We start from the raw sequence: 15570 nt of genomic DNA, 5'->3' as shown, positions 1-15570 counted from the left end.
AAAAAATTCAAGGTCCGTCCCTCTTTTTAGTTCAAGTTTTCCTGATTTGAGCGATTTTGGCCTGTTTTGTATAGGCCGTTTAACCCGAGGTTGAAAAAGTGGAAATCTGGGTCTTTAGGCTCGTTCGTTAAGGGTTGTGCTTGTACTATAGTATATTTAATGTTTTAAATAGTTAGAAAATTCTTATAAAGAGGTGTTGTAATTGAAGAAGAAAGTCGTTGCATTAGGATTGACTGCAGGGTTGATGATGAGTCCGGTATTGGCTTCGGAGGCGTTTGGTGCTTCTGGGGTGAGTGAGAAGGTGAATTTCAATTCACAGTTGGGAACTCCCCAATTCATATCCGGTCAATTGACGAAGGCGTCTTCAAAGGCTCCGGAAACGATTGTATTTGACTACTTAACGGAAAAACAAAAGATGTTCAAATTTAAAGGTGATGCAAAATTATCCTTCCAAGTAAAAGAAAAGCAGAAAGATGACTTAGGATTTACATACCTTCGCATCCAGCAAGTATATAAGGGGACCCCTGTTTACGGAGCTGTTCTGACAGCTCATGTAAACAAAGAGGGAGTTCTGACGGCATTGTCGGGAGCGACGATTGCGAACCTGGATGATAGACAGAATCTGAAACAAAGCAAAAAAATATCTAAAAAAGAAGCCGTTGCAACAGGTGAAAAGGATTTGGTGCAGGCAGTAGGCAGCCAGCCGGATTATGAATACGCCCCGAAATCCGACTCAGTGATCTATGTGAAAAATGGCGAAGCACATTATGCGTATCTCGTAAACTATAATTTCCTTGCACCGGAACCGGGGAACTGGAATTATTTCGTGGATGCTGTCACAGGCGACGTTCTGGGTAAAGTGAATGAAATCCATGAAGCAAATAACGGAGCAGGTAAACCTGGCGGCGGAGGAGGAGCCGTTGGAGGGACGGACACTGTCGGTTCTGGTAAAGGCGTATTAGGAGATACGAAGTCACTGAATACGTATCTATCTTCCTCTATTTATTATTTACAAGATCGCACCAGAGGAAATGGCATTTTCACATATGACGCGTCAAACCGCACGCGTCTTCCAGGTTCACTGTGGGCGGATAGCGATAATGTGTTCAATGCCAGCTACGACGCAGCAGCTGTAGATGCACATTATTACGCAGGAACGACGTATGATTATTATAAGAATACACATAATCGCAATAGCTATGACGGCAATGGGGCAGCACTGAAGTCGACTGTCCATTACGGCAGAAACTATAATAACGCATTTTGGAATGGACAACAGATGGTATACGGTGATGGAGATGGATCGACGTTCATTTCGTTATCAGGAGGACTGGATGTCATTGCCCATGAGCTGACGCATGCGGTAACGGATACAACTGCCGACCTCATCTATCAAAATGAATCAGGGGCCATCAATGAATCCATGTCCGATATTTTTGGTACATTAGTAGAATATGATGCCAATAACAATCCGGATTGGGAGATCGGGGAAGACATTTATACCCCAACTAAGAGTGGGGATGCGCTTCGCTCCATGTCTGATCCGGCCAAATACGGGGATCCAGACCACTATTCGGTAAGATACACGGGAACACAGGATAACGGCGGAGTTCACATCAACAGCGGAATCGGAAACAAGGCGGCGTACCTGTTAAGTCAAGGCGGCACACATTACGGTGTCAAGGTGACGGGGATCGGAACGGATAAGACCGGTAAGATTTACTACCGTGCCCTTACACAATATTTAACACCATCCTCGAACTTCAGCCAGCTTCGATCAGCGGCTGTACAGGCGGCTACGGATTTATATGGTGCAGGAAGTGCCGAGGTGGCAAGCGTCAATGCTGCGTATAATGCGGTAGGCGTAAACTGAATGGATTGATGCAAGATAAGGAGAAGGGCTGTAATGGCTCTTCTTTTTTTGTGATGAATTTTTTCACGTGAAGACCATGATAAAAGTCGTCACATTTGCTTCCTTTTTGCCTTCTCCAGGATCTGTTTGGCTAAGCGATAATACGTATCGGCTTCAACTTTTGATTCAGCCCTTTTTAACTGCATCATATAATTTTGAAATCGAAGTTTGTCGACTGACGAGACTTTCATCACAATTTTTCTCATAATGGCGCTCCTTTAGTGGACAAAATTGCGTCCAATTATCTATTCTGAATTTTCTGTAAATAATATATAATAATAGTAAATGATTCCAGAGGGTGGATAGAATGTCCTTATTCGAAGTGATCTTGTTGCCAATGTTGATGGGTGGTATTGGAGGCTTAGGACATATTCTGGTTTTCAAAAATGGTCATTTCACTTTTCCACGAAAATTTATTGATGATCAGGGTGAGAAACATTATCTTTTTGGCTCAACGAAGGATATTATCATAGGGGTCCTGGCAGGGTATCTGTCCGTGTTACCGGTAGTCGATACAGTACCGATCTGGTATGTGATCTACATTAGTTTATTATCAGGAATCGGGGGAAGTTCCGTTATCACGAGAAAAATCGAACAGAATTTAGCAAGTACCAAAGCATCCTATATTCAAGAGCTATCTCATTATCAGCTCGAACCGACCTCTAAGGGAGGATCTACAAACCATAATGAGGTGAAACCTGTTGGCGAAGTGGAAGAAAAAAAGAATCAAGGTTGAACTGCCACCAGAAGACTATGAAAAAGCGAACCACTATCTAAAGAGACTGAAGGAGGCAGATAGCCTAGTCGAGCTGAACTACTACTACAATAAAGTGGCAAAAATAATTGAGAAATCACAGGATGTCTAAGATGGTTCAATGGAAAGAGTCGTCCTATAACCTTTTATTTTAACCAAAAAATGCGAGGATGAAACTGACAATTGAGTCAGCTTTTTTTTCTGTCAGGGAAAGATCATTCTCTTTCCTTTCGTACCTATTTCCACCCCCTCTGGAAAAATGGTTGAGGAGTAGCGCCGGAGCTATTCCTTTTTTTAATGGAAGCGTATCAGCGGGGGAGCAGTTCATTCGGACCTGTTCACGAAGTGGCTTTTCTTATATTATATTCCTACAGGCATAATCGTACAATTGAAATTTGATTAGAATGATAAGGAGATTTCTCTTGTGGAATAAGAGAAACATGAATATGCTAGAGAGAGAATTTCCGAGAAATGTATGCAGTGTTTCGCTGGAACCACTGGAGGAGGAAGAAGAATGAACTTAAATCAATGGTTCGATAAAGGAATGACACCTGAAGAATACATAGAATATATGAGTGTTCATAAAGAAAATACAGAAACCATCCGAAAGAGCTTCCGGGTTCCCCAAGAAGACGTAGAAGTGTTGAATCGACTTGGAGAACAATCTTTACGGGTGATTGCGATCACAGAGGATTGGTGTGGGGATGCCATGCTGAATATCCCGATCCTGCTTAAAGTCGCGGAGGCAGCAAACGTGGACGTCCGGATGATTCTGCGGGATGAAAACCTGGAACTGATGGATCAATATTTAACCAATGGAACGTCGAGAGCCATCCCGATCTTCATTTTTATCGATCAAGAAGGTAAAGAAAAGCTTGTATGGGGTCCAAGGGCGCCAATGGTAAAGAAAATCGTGGATGATGAACGGGCAAAGCTTCCCCCAAAGGATCATGAGCTTTTCCCTGAAAAGCAGAAAGAGATGATCCAGCGCCTGACGTCTCAATACACAAAGGACAAAGGGGTCTGGCTGGAAGTGTATGAAAGCTTGAAAACGAGTCTGGTCCAAAATATATTGATGTAAAACGTTAGAATCGAAGGACGGTTACCGGTCCCGGACCTCCCATGAGGGGGATCTTCTTTTCTCAGGTATATGATGCTTCACTCCTGCACTCAAAATGAACTGGTAAAAAGTACCCGAAGTGATGGTATTTATTGCCGGTTCACGAATGGCTTTATTCGCGTTAATATGATATAGGATGAGGAGTTGAAGCATCATGATTCACCAAAAGACAAACACAATTGTAATAGAAGCGCTAAATAAATTTCCCCATAAAATTCACATTAAATTGGGAGAGATCCTGCGTGAACGAGGATTGACACAAGGCGATCTTCACCGCTTAACAGGCTTAAGGGTGGCTACGATCAATGAGCTAGTGAATTTCAAGAAGAAATCCTTAACAGTGGCTCATCTTGTATCCATCATGATCGCCCTTAGAATTACAGACATTCGTGATCTTATTGAAATAGAATTCGACCAGGAAGTCCAGGACTACTTCACTGAGGAAAATCAACGAATGAAAAACGGATTCACTCCAGACCTCACCAAAACCGCCGAACAAAACGTAAAGCGGATCGCAGCTGGAGCCAACAACTAAAGAACACCACACACCAAACGGTCATGTCACATGACCGTTTTTTTTGGTTTGAGGGACGGACCTCTGTTTCACTCGCAAATTCCCCTGTTAAATGATAGAAATATAATTTCCAATAAGGTTTATCCCCAGCTGAAATAGGATAATTTCTTAAAGTGAACGAGTATTTAAGGGTTGACTCATTATGACGATATAAAGTGCAGTGAGGTCCGTCCCTCGGCAGGAGTTTCGGATTGGGATACAGAATGTAGTATGTAGGAAGGGTTGTTGGTGGAGGCGGATTTGGTTGTGATTGAGTTGACATGAAATCGTAACGTTCAGTAGAGTGAAAATCAATTATGATAGGGGAAGAGAGTGAATGGAAGTGAATTTTGGTAATGTGACCTCCCGTTACGCTGCGTCTTGTGATGATATTCCGCATCAGTTTTTTGATACGTTGAAGGTAAGAGGAATTGTGTGGGAAGGAAGGAAAGTGGCTGAAATTGGTTCAGGTACCGGAGCCCTGACAAGAAAGCTTCATAAGCGTGGAGCCGAGGTGATCGGTGTCGAACCTTCTATTGACCTGAGGAAAGCAGCCAAGGCATTGGAGAGCAAACAATACTTGGAGATCCCTTATCTGACTGGTACAGCCGAATCAACGAATCTTCCGGATCAATACTATGATATCACCATCATCCACAGAAGCTGGCACTTGTTCGATCGTCCGAGAGCAATAAGTGAAATGAAGCGGATATTGAAGGATAAAGGAACGTTCATTGTAAGCGATTCAAGCTTCCTCCAGACACAGGAAGTAGTCAAGGATACGATGACGTTTTTACATGAATATATCGACATGACACCCCCGGAAGCAAAAGCCGATCCAGGCAATCAAGTGAATGGATTTCCGGTTCAATGGTTGTTAGAATGGCAGCAAGCCGGTTTTGCAATAAAAGATTTCTATACATTCACCTATATGGTGGATTTTACCTTAAAGTCCTGGTGCGAGCGCGTAGGGTCCCTTTTCCCGCTTACTCATTTGGATGATACAGAGAAAGAAGGATTGCTGCAATCATTACATACCTTCTTATCCAGACGTTACGATTCTCTCCATGAGTTTACTCTTCAGCACCAGTTTACCGTCTGCCTGATGAAAAAGTAGAAAGAGTGATCGGATTGGAAGCAGTCAAGAACTATGTAAACTATTTAAATATGGATATAGAGCCTCCTACGTTGAACTACTTACAGCGGCTGATTCAGCAGCATCTGATACGGATTCCGTATGAGACATTCAGTAAATTCTACTATTTCTCCGAGGGCGAATCCTTCGTGCCCTCGTTGGAGACCTTTGCAGAAAACCTCCACCTGAAAGGGTGGGGAGGAACCTGCTTCACCTTAAACATCAACTTTGGAAGGCTGTTGAAAAAATTAGGTTTCCAATGTCAATTTGTGAGGGTGAATCCGGGTCATCTTGGATTGATGATCTCGATTGATAACCGAAAGCTCTATGTGGATGTGGGGTATGGTTCCCCGATCATGAAACCCGTCGAACTCGAGGCGAGACAGCGGCATCTTCTTCACGGATTTGGTGAGGAAATCATATTCACCCAGAAGGACATCCGCGAGTTTGAAGTCGATCGCCGTTCAAATGGGAAGTCCTTTGTGAAAAAGACAATCGAGTGGGTACCGCTTGAGGAAGAAGAATTGGCGACCGATATACAGGCATCCTACCTCGATTCCGATGAAAACATCACCATGAGGAGAATCACGGCCGTCCGCTTCCAGGGCAACCAGTGTTACTTCCTCCGTAACGAGACGTTGAAGGTGATGACCTACCGGAATATCCGTGAATATCAAATGAAGGATATGGATAAATGGAAAGACATCATTGGGGAAGTCTATCATTTTGATATGAAGTCCCTTGAAGAATCCATCCAGTTTTTACAAAAACGGAATATAAAGCTGTTCCCATAGCCGTCCAGAATATCATGGTGATATTCCGGATGGTTTTTTGGTTTGGACTGGTTTATTCAAGGCTTCTTCATCATAAAAATAAATAAAAAAGAGATGTGAAATTCGCCTGTCAAATCTCCATTTAAAACATCTTATGTGTTTTTAGCAAGCTGACTGCGATTTATGTATTTTTTGTAACAGTAAGGAGGAAAAAGCGGTTTCCTCCTTGAGAAACTTCATATTTCATTAGATTTTTCCATGGAAAAGAGGTATGATATTGACCGGTGGACGATTTGAATAATCCTGCCTTTTGAACATATTTTGCATGAATAAATCAAATTGGTATATGATGTTAAAAGATGGTATATAAATGGACGAGTTTTGTGAATTAATACAGATTAGGATGATGGGTATGAAACGAGCACGAATTATATACAATCCTACTTCTGGCCGGGAGCTTTTTAAAAAGCATCTTGCGGAAGTATTAATGAAGTTGGAGCAGGCAGGGTATGAAACCTCTGTTCACGCAACCATTTGCGAAGGGGATGCGACAGAGGCTGCACGGATCGCTGTTGAACGAAAATATGATATCGTTGTCGCTGCAGGCGGCGATGGGACGTTAAATGAAGTCGTCAACGGATTAGCCGAACAGGACTACAGACCAAAGCTTGGAATCGTTCCGATGGGGACCACGAATGACTTCGCCAGGGCCCTTCACATTCCCAAGGATATCGGCTCTGCCATTGATGTCATCACGAAGGGTGAAACCATCCCGGTCGATATCGGACGCATGAATGAACGCTATTTCATCAATATCGCCGGTGGGGGAAGAATCACGGAATTGACGTATGAAGTACCGAGTAAGCTTAAAACGATGATGGGACAGCTGGCCTATTATCTGAAGGGCATCGAAATGCTTCCGTCCATCAAACCAACTGATGTATCAATCGAGTATGATGGAAAGCTGTTTGAAGGGGAAGCCATGCTCTTTCTCATAGGACTGACCAATTCGGTCGGAGGCTTTGAGAAATTGGCTCCGGATGCTTCCATCAATGACGGCTTATTTTCACTCCTGATTCTGAAGAAAACGAATCTGGCTGAATTTATCCGCATTGCGTCCCTGGCTGTTCGGGGTGAACATGTAAACGATCCGAACGTCATTTACACCCAGGCCAACCGGATCAAAATCAAGGCGAAAGAAAAAGTGCAACTCAATGTAGACGGAGAGCTTGGAGGAGTCCTCCCGGCCGAATTCGAGAATTTGTACCGTCACCTGCAGGTATTCGTTCCACTGGATAAGATCCGCCCTGAAGATAAAGCCGAATAATGAAAAAGGAATGCCGCTTCGGTTACGGCATTCCTTTTTTTATCTATTGGTTTCTTTAGTTCACGATTAAAAACACAGTGAAAATCAAAGGGAATCCGATCAAAAAGCCCCAGCCGATCTGCTGCTTATGACGGAAAGGAACCTTCCGGACAATCCAGGATAAAATATGGGCAATGATGACAAACGCAAAAACCCATATCAGTTGCCCCACCACGAATACAAATAAATAAGCGAGAATCGATTCTTTATTCAGCACCAGGGATATCCCAAATCCAAAGGTCAAGGTCAAAAAGGTGAGTCCGATCAATATATAGGGTAGCCACCACCTTCTTGACTTGAGAGCGAATAACACTCCAAGGAAAACATTCCCTACAAGGATAAGGTTTACTAAGAAGTCTGGGTTCATATTTATCTACCTTCTCTTTCTGGAATTGTTGCACATACCATTCTACCCTTTCTGCATCGGATAAAACGCGGTAAGTTTTAACAACCTATCTAGTAAAATGAAAAATTGCATGAATCTGTTTAATCTCTGAATCCATTGTCTTATGAAGGTGAAAAATATATGATCCTGTTAAATTTTGTATTTCCCGACGCGGAATGAGTATGTTACAGTGAATAAAAAGCAGACGGACAATGTGCCACTGGAAGGGTGAATTCAATGTATATCGTACATTCAACATTTGTAGTTCCCGATGAAAAGGCGGAAGAAGTGATTTCAATCTACCATTCCCGTTCAGGTCTGGTAGACGAGGCAGAAGGATTTCAGAGATTCCTTCTCTTACAAAATGAAAAAAAACCTGGAGAGATCACGGTCCATATGGAATGGGATGCGAAGGAGCACTTTATGACCTGGGTGAAGAGTGAAGACTATAAGCGCATTCATGATCTGGAAAAGAAATACCCTGATCAAGAGCTGGCATCTATCATTCCATCCATCGATCGTTACAAAGTGGTGGCGTATTAATGGACAATAAGTATAAAAATGTCATAGATCTAGCAGTTGAAAAGTTGTACAAGCGCTACCCTGAATTGGACGAAAAGTTCGGGGAAGCCGGAAGAAAGAAGTGTTACGAGGATAATATCCATCACTTCAATTATCTGGAGTCCGCTGCAGAGGTAGGGGAAGCGAAGGTATTTTCCGATTATGCCCTATGGCTGAACAGTGTATTGGTCAGCAGGGGGATGAAATCAGATCACCTCATTGATAATTTTAACTGTATCATGGAATCCCTCGAGGAGACCGATGTTGAAAAGGGTGAAACCTTCGAGCTTTATCTGAAACAGGCAATCGAATCCATCCGTACCGCAGACAGAGAAAATCTCCCTTCAACATGAAAACGAAAGCATCGGACCCTTGTGTTCGGTGCTTTTTTACACTGAGAGGGACGGACCTCTCTCCATTTCATTCCCTCCCTTCATTTATGGTACAATCAGTAGAGTCTTAAAAAGGAATTCGTAAAGGAAGATATACGTGAGTAAAAAAGCACCCGTTCAAAAAAATGATTATATAGATGAAGCCGTATTTGAGGATCTGACCCACGACGGAAATGGTGTCACAAAGGTGGATGGATACCCATTATTCGTTCCGAATGCACTTCCAGGTGAAGAAGGTCAGGTCAAGGTCGTGAAAACGAGTAAAGGGTATGGATTCGGGAAACTGACAGAACGCACGAAGGAAAGTCCGTATCGTCAAGAACCCCCATGTCCGATATACAAGGAATGCGGAGGATGTCAAATCCAGCATATGACCTATGAAGGTCAACTGAAAGCCAAAGAAAAGAATGTCCGTGACGTCTTGCAGCGTATAGGTAAACTTCATGATGTCAGCGTGCACCCGGTCCTTGGAATGGAAGAACCATGGCGCTACCGCAATAAGGCCCAGGTCCCTGTAAGGGAAAAGGACGGGCGTTTCGTAGCCGGGTTCTATCAGAAGCGCAGTCATGAAATCATCGATATGGATAAATGCATCATTCAATATGAAAAAAACGATGAAGTGATTCAGCATGTGAAGGATATATGTGAGAAGCTTGAGGTCCGTCCTTATGATGAAAAGAACCATAAAGGAACACTGCGTCATATTATGACCCGGACGGCGTATACGACGGGTGAGGTGATGGTGGTGTTGGTCACGCGGACGCCTGAGCTTCCTCACAAGAAAGCGATCATCGAAGCGCTTGTTGAGAATATTGAAGGATTAAAATCAATCGTTCATAATGTGAATCCGAAAAGAACCAACGTAATCATGGGAGACACCACCCGCGTCCTATGGGGTGAAGAAGTGATCCATGACAATATCGGAGACGTGAAGTTCGCGATTTCTGCAAGATCATTCTATCAGGTGAACCCCGAGCAGACGAAAGTGCTTTATGATAAAGCATTGGAATATGCGGATTTACAAGGAGAAGAAACGGTCATTGATGCGTACTGTGGGATTGGAACGATTTCCTTGTTCCTTGCCCAAAAGGCAAAGAAGGTGTACGGGGTCGAAATTGTCCCTCAGGCGATTGAAGACGCAAAGCAAAATGCTGCGTTGAATGATATGACGAATGTAGAATTCCAAGCTGGGCCTGCAGAAGTGGTCATCCCCGATTGGTATAAAAAAGGGATCAAAGCGGATGTCCTGGTCGTGGATCCCCCGAGAAAGGGCTGCGATGAAGCACTTCTCGACACAATCCTTTCCATGAAGCCTAAACGGGTCGTCTATGTGTCCTGTAACCCTGCAACACTGGCCCGTGACCTTAGAATCCTGGAAGATGGGGGTTATAAAGCAACAGAAGTTCAACCCGTTGATATGTTCCCGCAGACGATGCACTGTGAGGCAGTCGCGAGGATTGAATTAGTGGAATAAGAAAAAATGTAGAGGTCACCTGCCTCTACATTTTTTTCATTCGGTTTAACAATAATCCATCTGTGGTAGTGTTCTCTCCGAGGACGAAGTCTTTCATATAGTATTGGACATATTCACCATAGCGGCTCCCGGTTTCTGACAACAGCTCGTCAACATATTTCACTCCGATCGGCAGATCATCCAGGAGAAGGGAGGCGAAACCGGCATAAATCCCGCAGGCCACTTGGAAGTAGGTAGCGTTCGTTTGATAGGTTCCATAAATCTCCTCATTACTGAGCTCATTATACATGTACAGCTCCCTATCTTTGTAAACAAGCAGAACACCTACTAAATCTTTCCCGATTAAAGCGTGCTTGCTGGGATCGAGCGTTTCCATGGGATATTCCCAAATCTTATCCACATCGTCCAGGTTATCCCGGATGAGCGTCGTCGTGTGGTCGTTCACTTTATACAGAAATCCTCCTTCCATATTGAACCTCCTGCATAAAGTGTAAACTTCTTCATGGGGCATCAAACAGCCATTGAATGTCACTTCGCCAAGGGTCACGTTGAATTCCAAACCATATACATCCTCATAAAGAAAAAGAGGCGTCTTCTCTTTCATCATCATCGGATAGCTCAAAATGGCCTCATCCAGGAAACATTCAGGGGACCAGGTGGTATAGACGCACTGCTCCTGTGCTATAGAAATGTCCTTAAAGAAAGAGGTATCATGCTCTACAATGTAGCACGCAAGGGGAAGTTCTTCAGAGTCCTTCATTCTTTCAATGGCCATCCACTGAACCACGCCCGGATTCATTCCAGAGCATACAACCCCTTTCATATTCGTGTAAGTTGATTTGTTTTCTTCAAAAATACGTAGTCGTTCCATCAGGGGGAATCCCTCATATTCTTCCTCATTATCATCTACCATTTTATTTTCTAAAGCGGTATTTACGTATTGTACCCCCAGTTCATTGCAACAATGAAGCATCTCTACAGTATCCGCCCATGACACATCCAGGACAATCGACGTCTTAGAATCCTTTAGATGGTTTCGGAAGAGGGGGAGGTCGTGAAGGTCGAAGTGGAGAATATGGAATTGGTCGTATAGATGGGGGAATAGAGTGGAATAATAGTGGTCTTCTTTTTGGTTGTGGTCGATCAAATAGATTTCCGCATCACGGATTAGATAATGGATGGGATCGTTTTTATCCTGTGCAGATTTGTTAAGAATCGAAAGAATGGATTTTCCGACACCCCCTGCACTTCCAATAATCGTCACAATCGTTTTAGCTTTTAACACGTTTCCTTCATCCTTTCATTATGAAATCTTTTTTACTTCTAATTTCCCTTCACCTCTCGTGAGTTTAATCAGCTCTTGTTTTTGTGGCTGCAAAACGGATATCAAATAAAGAACCGCATCCATGGGGTCAATGGTTTCCCCGCACGTATACCCATCTACGGCGGCAAACCCCTTTTCAGGATACGTGTGAATGGAAAGGTGGCTTTCGGATAAAACGACGAAAACTGTTGCTCCGAAAGGTTCGAAGGCTTGGCTGTCACATGAAAGCATAGTGGCACCACTTTTCTTGGCGGCTATTTTCAACTGATTTTCCAGATAAGAAGGATCATTTAATTTCTCAAATTCCACTCCCCATAGGTCAGCGATGATATGTGTCCCTGAAGTACTATACTCCAACTCTACCTCTCCTTTGTGATTAATCTAGTTACTATCAGACTATGTTCTCTCTCATCCGGTTGGACCGGCTATCTGTCATATCAGAGAAAAATCCACAGTATCATTATGATGATATAATCCCGTGAGGACAGATGACATGGACTGGGGTATTAAAATAGGCGGATGCATCAATTATTAGTAGATTCGCGTTTAAAAGAACTTATGGTGTAAAGGGATAATACACTATTTCGACTTGGGATTTTTTCAAGAATTGGAGGATTCAAGATGAGTAGAAGAAAAAATGAGCCTTGGCTGGCTGATCAATTCGGTCCACTGAACGATGGGGAAGGGAATCGCAGGAATCATATGAAGATCAAAAGGGACATTGAACGGGTGGATTCCTCCGGGGATGAATGGGACCGGGTCGGGTTAAAGGAGATTTTAGCTGGTGATCATACCAACCTTTATCAAGGGCAGAGCAAGTTTCAGGATATCCACTTGCTATGCACAGAGGATATAAGGCTGTATTTAAATGGTCAATTACAATTCAGCTCAGTGGACGAGCGGATCTATCATGAGGCATTCGTTCATATTCCTTTTGCTTTGACCGGAAGTGTTCAATCGGTGCTGGTATTAGGAGGAGGGGATGGGCTTGCTCTCCGGGAGATCCTTAAATATCAAGAAGTGAGGACGATCGATCTGGTTGATATTGATTCGAAAATGGTTGAGCTCGCTTCTGAAAATCAGGAGTTAGTGAATCTGAATGAACGGGCTTTTTTTGACAAGAGGGTCAGTACCTATATTAAAGATGCCAGGGTATTTGTGAAGAGTAATAGAAAAGTGTATGATCTGATCATCATTGATTTTCCGGATCCTTCGAATGAGCTGCTTGCCGGTTTATATACAGTCGAATTATTTGAGGAGTTATACGACTCACTGAGTGCTGCCGGATTGATCGTTTGCCAATCGAATGCGTTAGACGCAGCACCAACGGTATTTTGGAGCATTGGATTAACGTTTGAAAGAGCGGGCTTTTACACAGATCAGTATCACACGATCATCCCTTCGTTCGGGGATTGGGGATTCACCCTTGCGTCTAAAAAGCGGTTGTCCCGTCGCTTCACAAAAAGGAATGGTTTCCATAGAACCCTGCCTGCCGAAATGAGAAGTTTATTCGAATTTCAACCCGATTACCTGCACTATAAAAAACGGGCATCCGTCAATTCACAGAGAAACTTGAACCTCCACACCATCTTCAATGAAGAAAATGCCTGATAGTATGATTCTTCCATATCGGAAAGGGGAAGAGCGGTATGGAAGAATGATGAAGACAGGTTTTGAAAAAAACGTGAAGGTAAAGTATGATAGACTATGGTAAAGCGACTTGTACAAGCCAAGAAAAGTGAGGATTTAAGCCAATGTATCTCACCATTAAAGAAACAGCTGAATATCTGTCCCTGCCTGAATCGTACATTGAAAACCTCGTTCAGCAAAAGAAAATCCGGGCAGTTCATGATGGCGAACAATATTTACTATACCGGGATCAGTTCAATCAGCATTTGGAGCAAATGGAAAAAATGAAACGGCAGCTCGCTGAATATTTAAGTGAGCCGATCCCTGAAGATATCGATGTGAAGGACGAAGATTAGTCCTTGATGTTCCAGAAATCAACTGAAGAAATGGAGGATACAAATGAGCGGACAACAGCGTTCCAATATTAAACCGGGTCTTGAAGTGGACATCGTCCTGAAAAAAGACCAGCGAACAGACAAACTGACTCGGGGGATTGTTAAAGACATTTTGACGAATTCACCGAATCACCCACACGGCATCAAAGTCCGATTAGCTGATGGACAGGTTGGCCGGGTGAAGAATATTATCCAGAAATAAGAGGCCTGTCCGGTCTCTTTTTTTGATTCAGCGAGGTATCAGGTACAATATCCTGCTTACCATAGCATTCCCTTCATGAAAACACATCCCCATGTTTCACCATCTCTTAAAAGGGAAATATACCCATTGAGGAAAGATACCGTCACAACTATAAGAGGAGGAGATAAAAATGGCTCAGTTTTATGTAAATCAAAATCAACAGTCAAGCGGGGAACACGAGGTGCATATGGAGGGGTGTGACTTCATGCCATTTGAGAAGAATCTCTTGGAGCTGGGTGGCCATTCAAGCTGCTCGAGCGCCATTGAAAAAGCAAGAGAAACCTTTGATAATGTGAATGGATGCAGGCATTGTGCACCCGATTGTCACACAAGCTGACACGAAAAGACCTCGATCTCATAAAGGGATCGAGGTCTTTTCTCTAACTAAATAACTGAGGAATACCCTTAATCAACGAGTACACTCCCATATAAGACATGGCGACTACAATCAGCACTCCGAATATGGTCATCCAAATCGGGTGTTTGTAATCACCGACGATTTTTGATTTATGTGCAGCGATCAGCATGACGCCCAAGGCGATCGGGAGGATTAATCCATTAAGGGACCCGACCAGGATCAAAATGGCAACAGGCTTTCCGACAACTACGAAAACAAGGGTGGAAATTGTGATAAAACCGACGATTAACCACTTATGATACTTTTCCAATAGAGGACTGAACGTCCTGATGAAAGATACCGACGTATAGGCGGCACCTACAACCGATGATACAGCGGCAGACCACATGACAATCCCGAACATTTTGTAGCCGATATCGCCGGCTGCCAGCTGGAATACGGATGCAGGAGGATTCTTTGGATCCAATGTAAATCCTTGTGCGACGATTCCTAAAGCGGCAAGAAATAGAAAGATCCGCATGATGGAGGCAATACCGATGGCTGATACGGAGCTTTTTGTGATTTCCGGAAGGGCCTGTTTCCCGGTTATTCCAGCCTCCAATAATCGATGTCCCCCGGCAAAGGTGATATACCCGCCGACGGTCCCGCCGACCAGGGTAATGATGGCGAGAAAATCAATGGTGTCGGGAGCGAATGTTTTCGTCACGGCTTCCCCCACAGGTGGATTCGCAGTAAACATGACGTAAACCGTAAGAATGATCATTAAAAATCCAAGGACCTGGGCGAACTTATCCATTAGTCTTCCCGCTTCTTTTACAAGGAAGATCCCGACAGCGACAATTCCGCTGAATAATGCTCCCATTTCAGGTGAAATGCCAAACAGGACATTCGTACCCAGTCCCGCCCCGGCGATATTTCCGATGTTAAAGGCCAGGCCACCTGCAACGATGAGGATGGCAAGGAAGTAGCCCAATCCTGGCAGGACATCGTTGGCGATATCCTGAGCCCTTTTTTCAGAAATGGCTATGATGCGCCAGATATTCAGCTGGGCACCGATATCGATGAGAATGGAAACTAAAATGACAAAACCAAAGCTTGCAGCAAGCTGCTCGGTAAAGACGGTTGTTTGAGTCAGGAAACCTGGCCCGATGGCGGATGTCGCCATCAGGAAGGCTGCTCCTAATAAAAGACTGAAATT

20 protein-coding genes are annotated in these 15570 nt (G+C 43.6%); 15 read left to right on the top strand and 5 right to left on the bottom strand.

The genetic code is table 11. The features are described from left to right. The first annotated feature begins 244 nt into the window (after window positions 1-244). Window positions 245-1873, top strand: a complete 1629-nt coding sequence (locus CN378_RS07620; RefSeq protein WP_483295065.1) for a M4 family metallopeptidase — start codon at window positions 245-247, stop codon at window positions 1871-1873. An 89-nt stretch (window positions 1874-1962) separates the two neighbouring features. Here the strand turns inward: CN378_RS07620 and CN378_RS22575 are convergent, their stop codons facing one another. After that, entirely contained in the window at window positions 1963-2118 is a 156-nt protein-coding gene (locus CN378_RS22575) for a hypothetical protein (protein ID WP_179884840.1), read from the bottom strand. Between the two features lie 101 nt (window positions 2119-2219). Between CN378_RS22575 and CN378_RS07615 the strand changes: the two genes are divergently transcribed. The 7 genes from CN378_RS07615 (at window position 2220) to CN378_RS07590 (ending at window position 7574) form a co-directional block, all read left to right on the top strand. Continuing rightward, window positions 2220-2648: a DUF4257 domain-containing protein gene (locus CN378_RS07615; RefSeq protein WP_098351292.1), complete on the top strand. Its 429-nt coding sequence runs from the start codon at window positions 2220-2222 to the stop codon at window positions 2646-2648. Next, on the top strand, window positions 2614-2778 hold the full coding sequence (locus tag CN378_RS22570) for a hypothetical protein (protein ID WP_179884839.1): 165 nt from the start codon (window positions 2614-2616) through the stop codon (window positions 2776-2778). The genes CN378_RS07615 and CN378_RS22570 overlap by 35 nt, the downstream gene beginning before the upstream one ends. Window positions 2779-3180: 402 nt before the next feature. Next, the gene (locus CN378_RS07610) at window positions 3181-3747 is read left to right on the top strand and encodes a thioredoxin family protein (protein WP_098351291.1); all 567 of its coding nucleotides are present in this window, start codon (window positions 3181-3183) and stop codon (window positions 3745-3747) included. A gap of 193 nt (window positions 3748-3940) precedes the next feature. Beyond that, on the top strand, window positions 3941-4321 hold the full coding sequence (locus CN378_RS07605) for a helix-turn-helix domain-containing protein (protein ID WP_098351290.1): 381 nt from the start codon (window positions 3941-3943) through the stop codon (window positions 4319-4321). Between the two features lie 355 nt (window positions 4322-4676). Next, window positions 4677-5456, top strand: a complete 780-nt coding sequence (locus CN378_RS07600; RefSeq protein WP_098351289.1) for a class I SAM-dependent methyltransferase — start codon at window positions 4677-4679, stop codon at window positions 5454-5456. A 14-nt stretch (window positions 5457-5470) separates the two neighbouring features. Then, window positions 5471-6268 carry an arylamine N-acetyltransferase gene (locus tag CN378_RS07595; RefSeq protein ID WP_257141065.1) on the top strand — a complete coding sequence of 266 codons (798 nt, stop codon included), beginning with the start codon at window positions 5471-5473 and terminating at the stop codon, window positions 6266-6268. Window positions 6269-6659: 391 nt separating this feature from the next. Beyond that, on the top strand, window positions 6660-7574 hold the full coding sequence (locus CN378_RS07590) for a diacylglycerol kinase (protein WP_098351288.1): 915 nt from the start codon (window positions 6660-6662) through the stop codon (window positions 7572-7574). A gap of 55 nt (window positions 7575-7629) precedes the next feature. On the opposite strand, the gene CN378_RS07585 is transcribed toward CN378_RS07590, so the two are convergent. Then, the gene (locus CN378_RS07585) at window positions 7630-7980 is read right to left on the bottom strand and encodes a hypothetical protein (RefSeq protein ID WP_098351287.1); all 351 of its coding nucleotides are present in this window, start codon (window positions 7978-7980) and stop codon (window positions 7630-7632) included. Between the two features lie 255 nt (window positions 7981-8235). On the opposite strand from CN378_RS07585, the gene CN378_RS07580 reads away from it, so the two are divergent. From CN378_RS07580 to rlmD, 3 genes are all read left to right on the top strand, one after another. Beyond that, on the top strand, window positions 8236-8541 hold the full coding sequence (locus CN378_RS07580) for an antibiotic biosynthesis monooxygenase family protein (RefSeq protein ID WP_098351286.1): 306 nt from the start codon (window positions 8236-8238) through the stop codon (window positions 8539-8541). Continuing rightward, window positions 8541-8912 (top strand): hypothetical protein, encoded by a 372-nt coding sequence (locus CN378_RS07575; RefSeq protein ID WP_098351285.1) that lies wholly within the window; start codon window positions 8541-8543, stop codon window positions 8910-8912. Before CN378_RS07580 ends, CN378_RS07575 begins: the two co-directional genes overlap by 1 nt. A gap of 136 nt (window positions 8913-9048) precedes the next feature. Next, window positions 9049-10425 carry a 23S rRNA (uracil(1939)-C(5))-methyltransferase RlmD gene (gene rlmD, locus CN378_RS07570; RefSeq protein WP_098351284.1) on the top strand — a complete coding sequence of 459 codons (1377 nt, stop codon included), beginning with the start codon at window positions 9049-9051 and terminating at the stop codon, window positions 10423-10425. Between the two features lie 25 nt (window positions 10426-10450). On the opposite strand, the gene CN378_RS07565 is transcribed toward rlmD, so the two are convergent. Further along, on the bottom strand, window positions 10451-11710 hold the full coding sequence (locus CN378_RS07565; RefSeq protein ID WP_098351283.1) for an S-adenosylmethionine decarboxylase related protein: 1260 nt from the start codon (window positions 11708-11710) through the stop codon (window positions 10451-10453). Window positions 11711-11728: 18 nt separating this feature from the next. Continuing rightward, complete coding sequence (gene speD / locus CN378_RS07560; RefSeq protein ID WP_098351282.1) at window positions 11729-12106, bottom strand: adenosylmethionine decarboxylase; 378 nt, start codon at window positions 12104-12106, stop codon at window positions 11729-11731. A gap of 264 nt (window positions 12107-12370) precedes the next feature. Here speD and CN378_RS07555 point away from each other — a divergent pair, with 264 nt between their 5' ends. From CN378_RS07555 to CN378_RS07540, 4 genes are all read left to right on the top strand, one after another. Continuing rightward, window positions 12371-13360 carry a spermine/spermidine synthase domain-containing protein gene (locus CN378_RS07555; protein ID WP_098351281.1) on the top strand — a complete coding sequence of 330 codons (990 nt, stop codon included), beginning with the start codon at window positions 12371-12373 and terminating at the stop codon, window positions 13358-13360. A 143-nt stretch (window positions 13361-13503) separates the two neighbouring features. Further along, the gene (locus tag CN378_RS07550; protein WP_098351280.1) at window positions 13504-13734 is read left to right on the top strand and encodes an excisionase family DNA-binding protein; all 231 of its coding nucleotides are present in this window, start codon (window positions 13504-13506) and stop codon (window positions 13732-13734) included. Window positions 13735-13777: 43 nt separating this feature from the next. Beyond that, window positions 13778-13975 (top strand): YwbE family protein, encoded by a 198-nt coding sequence (locus tag CN378_RS07545; protein WP_098351279.1) that lies wholly within the window; start codon window positions 13778-13780, stop codon window positions 13973-13975. Window positions 13976-14144: 169 nt separating this feature from the next. Continuing rightward, a complete protein-coding gene (locus CN378_RS07540) occupies window positions 14145-14351 on the top strand; it encodes a hypothetical protein (RefSeq protein ID WP_098351278.1) in 207 nt (68 codons plus the stop codon). A gap of 43 nt (window positions 14352-14394) precedes the next feature. Here the strand turns inward: CN378_RS07540 and CN378_RS07535 are convergent, their stop codons facing one another. After that, on the bottom strand, window positions 14395-15537 hold the full coding sequence (locus CN378_RS07535) for an NRAMP family divalent metal transporter (protein WP_179884845.1): 1143 nt from the start codon (window positions 15535-15537) through the stop codon (window positions 14395-14397). Window positions 15538-15570: the final 33 nt, after the last annotated feature.

The organism is Bacillus sp. AFS015802 (assembly GCF_002561455.1).
In the GTDB taxonomy this organism is placed as follows: Bacteria; Bacillota; Bacilli; order Bacillales; family Bacillaceae_B; genus Rossellomorea.
Note: the sequence above shows the minus strand (reverse complement) of the source record. Positions and strands in the feature narration are given on the sequence as shown.

Coding starts and splice junctions, on each gene's coding strand:
- CN378_RS07620 (WP_483295065.1), top strand. CDS start 245: ATGATGAGTCCGGTATTGGCTTCGGAGGCGTTTGGTGCTTCTGGGGTG.
- CN378_RS22575 (WP_179884840.1), bottom strand. CDS start 2,118: ATGAGAAAAATTGTGATGAAAGTCTCGTCAGTCGACAAACTTCGATTT.
- CN378_RS07615 (WP_098351292.1), top strand. CDS start 2,220: ATGTCCTTATTCGAAGTGATCTTGTTGCCAATGTTGATGGGTGGTATT.
- CN378_RS07610 (WP_098351291.1), top strand. CDS start 3,181: ATGAACTTAAATCAATGGTTCGATAAAGGAATGACACCTGAAGAATAC.
- CN378_RS07605 (WP_098351290.1), top strand. CDS start 3,941: ATGATTCACCAAAAGACAAACACAATTGTAATAGAAGCGCTAAATAAA.
- CN378_RS07600 (WP_098351289.1), top strand. CDS start 4,677: ATGGAAGTGAATTTTGGTAATGTGACCTCCCGTTACGCTGCGTCTTGT.
- CN378_RS07590 (WP_098351288.1), top strand. CDS start 6,660: ATGAAACGAGCACGAATTATATACAATCCTACTTCTGGCCGGGAGCTT.
- CN378_RS07585 (WP_098351287.1), bottom strand. CDS start 7,980: ATGAACCCAGACTTCTTAGTAAACCTTATCCTTGTAGGGAATGTTTTC.
- CN378_RS07580 (WP_098351286.1), top strand. CDS start 8,236: ATGTATATCGTACATTCAACATTTGTAGTTCCCGATGAAAAGGCGGAA.
- CN378_RS07575 (WP_098351285.1), top strand. CDS start 8,541: ATGGACAATAAGTATAAAAATGTCATAGATCTAGCAGTTGAAAAGTTG.
- CN378_RS07555 (WP_098351281.1), top strand. CDS start 12,371: ATGAGTAGAAGAAAAAATGAGCCTTGGCTGGCTGATCAATTCGGTCCA.
- CN378_RS07550 (WP_098351280.1), top strand. CDS start 13,504: ATGTATCTCACCATTAAAGAAACAGCTGAATATCTGTCCCTGCCTGAA.
- CN378_RS07545 (WP_098351279.1), top strand. CDS start 13,778: ATGAGCGGACAACAGCGTTCCAATATTAAACCGGGTCTTGAAGTGGAC.
- CN378_RS07540 (WP_098351278.1), top strand. CDS start 14,145: ATGGCTCAGTTTTATGTAAATCAAAATCAACAGTCAAGCGGGGAACAC.
- CN378_RS07535 (WP_179884845.1), bottom strand. CDS start 15,537: ATGGCGACATCCGCCATCGGGCCAGGTTTCCTGACTCAAACAACCGTC.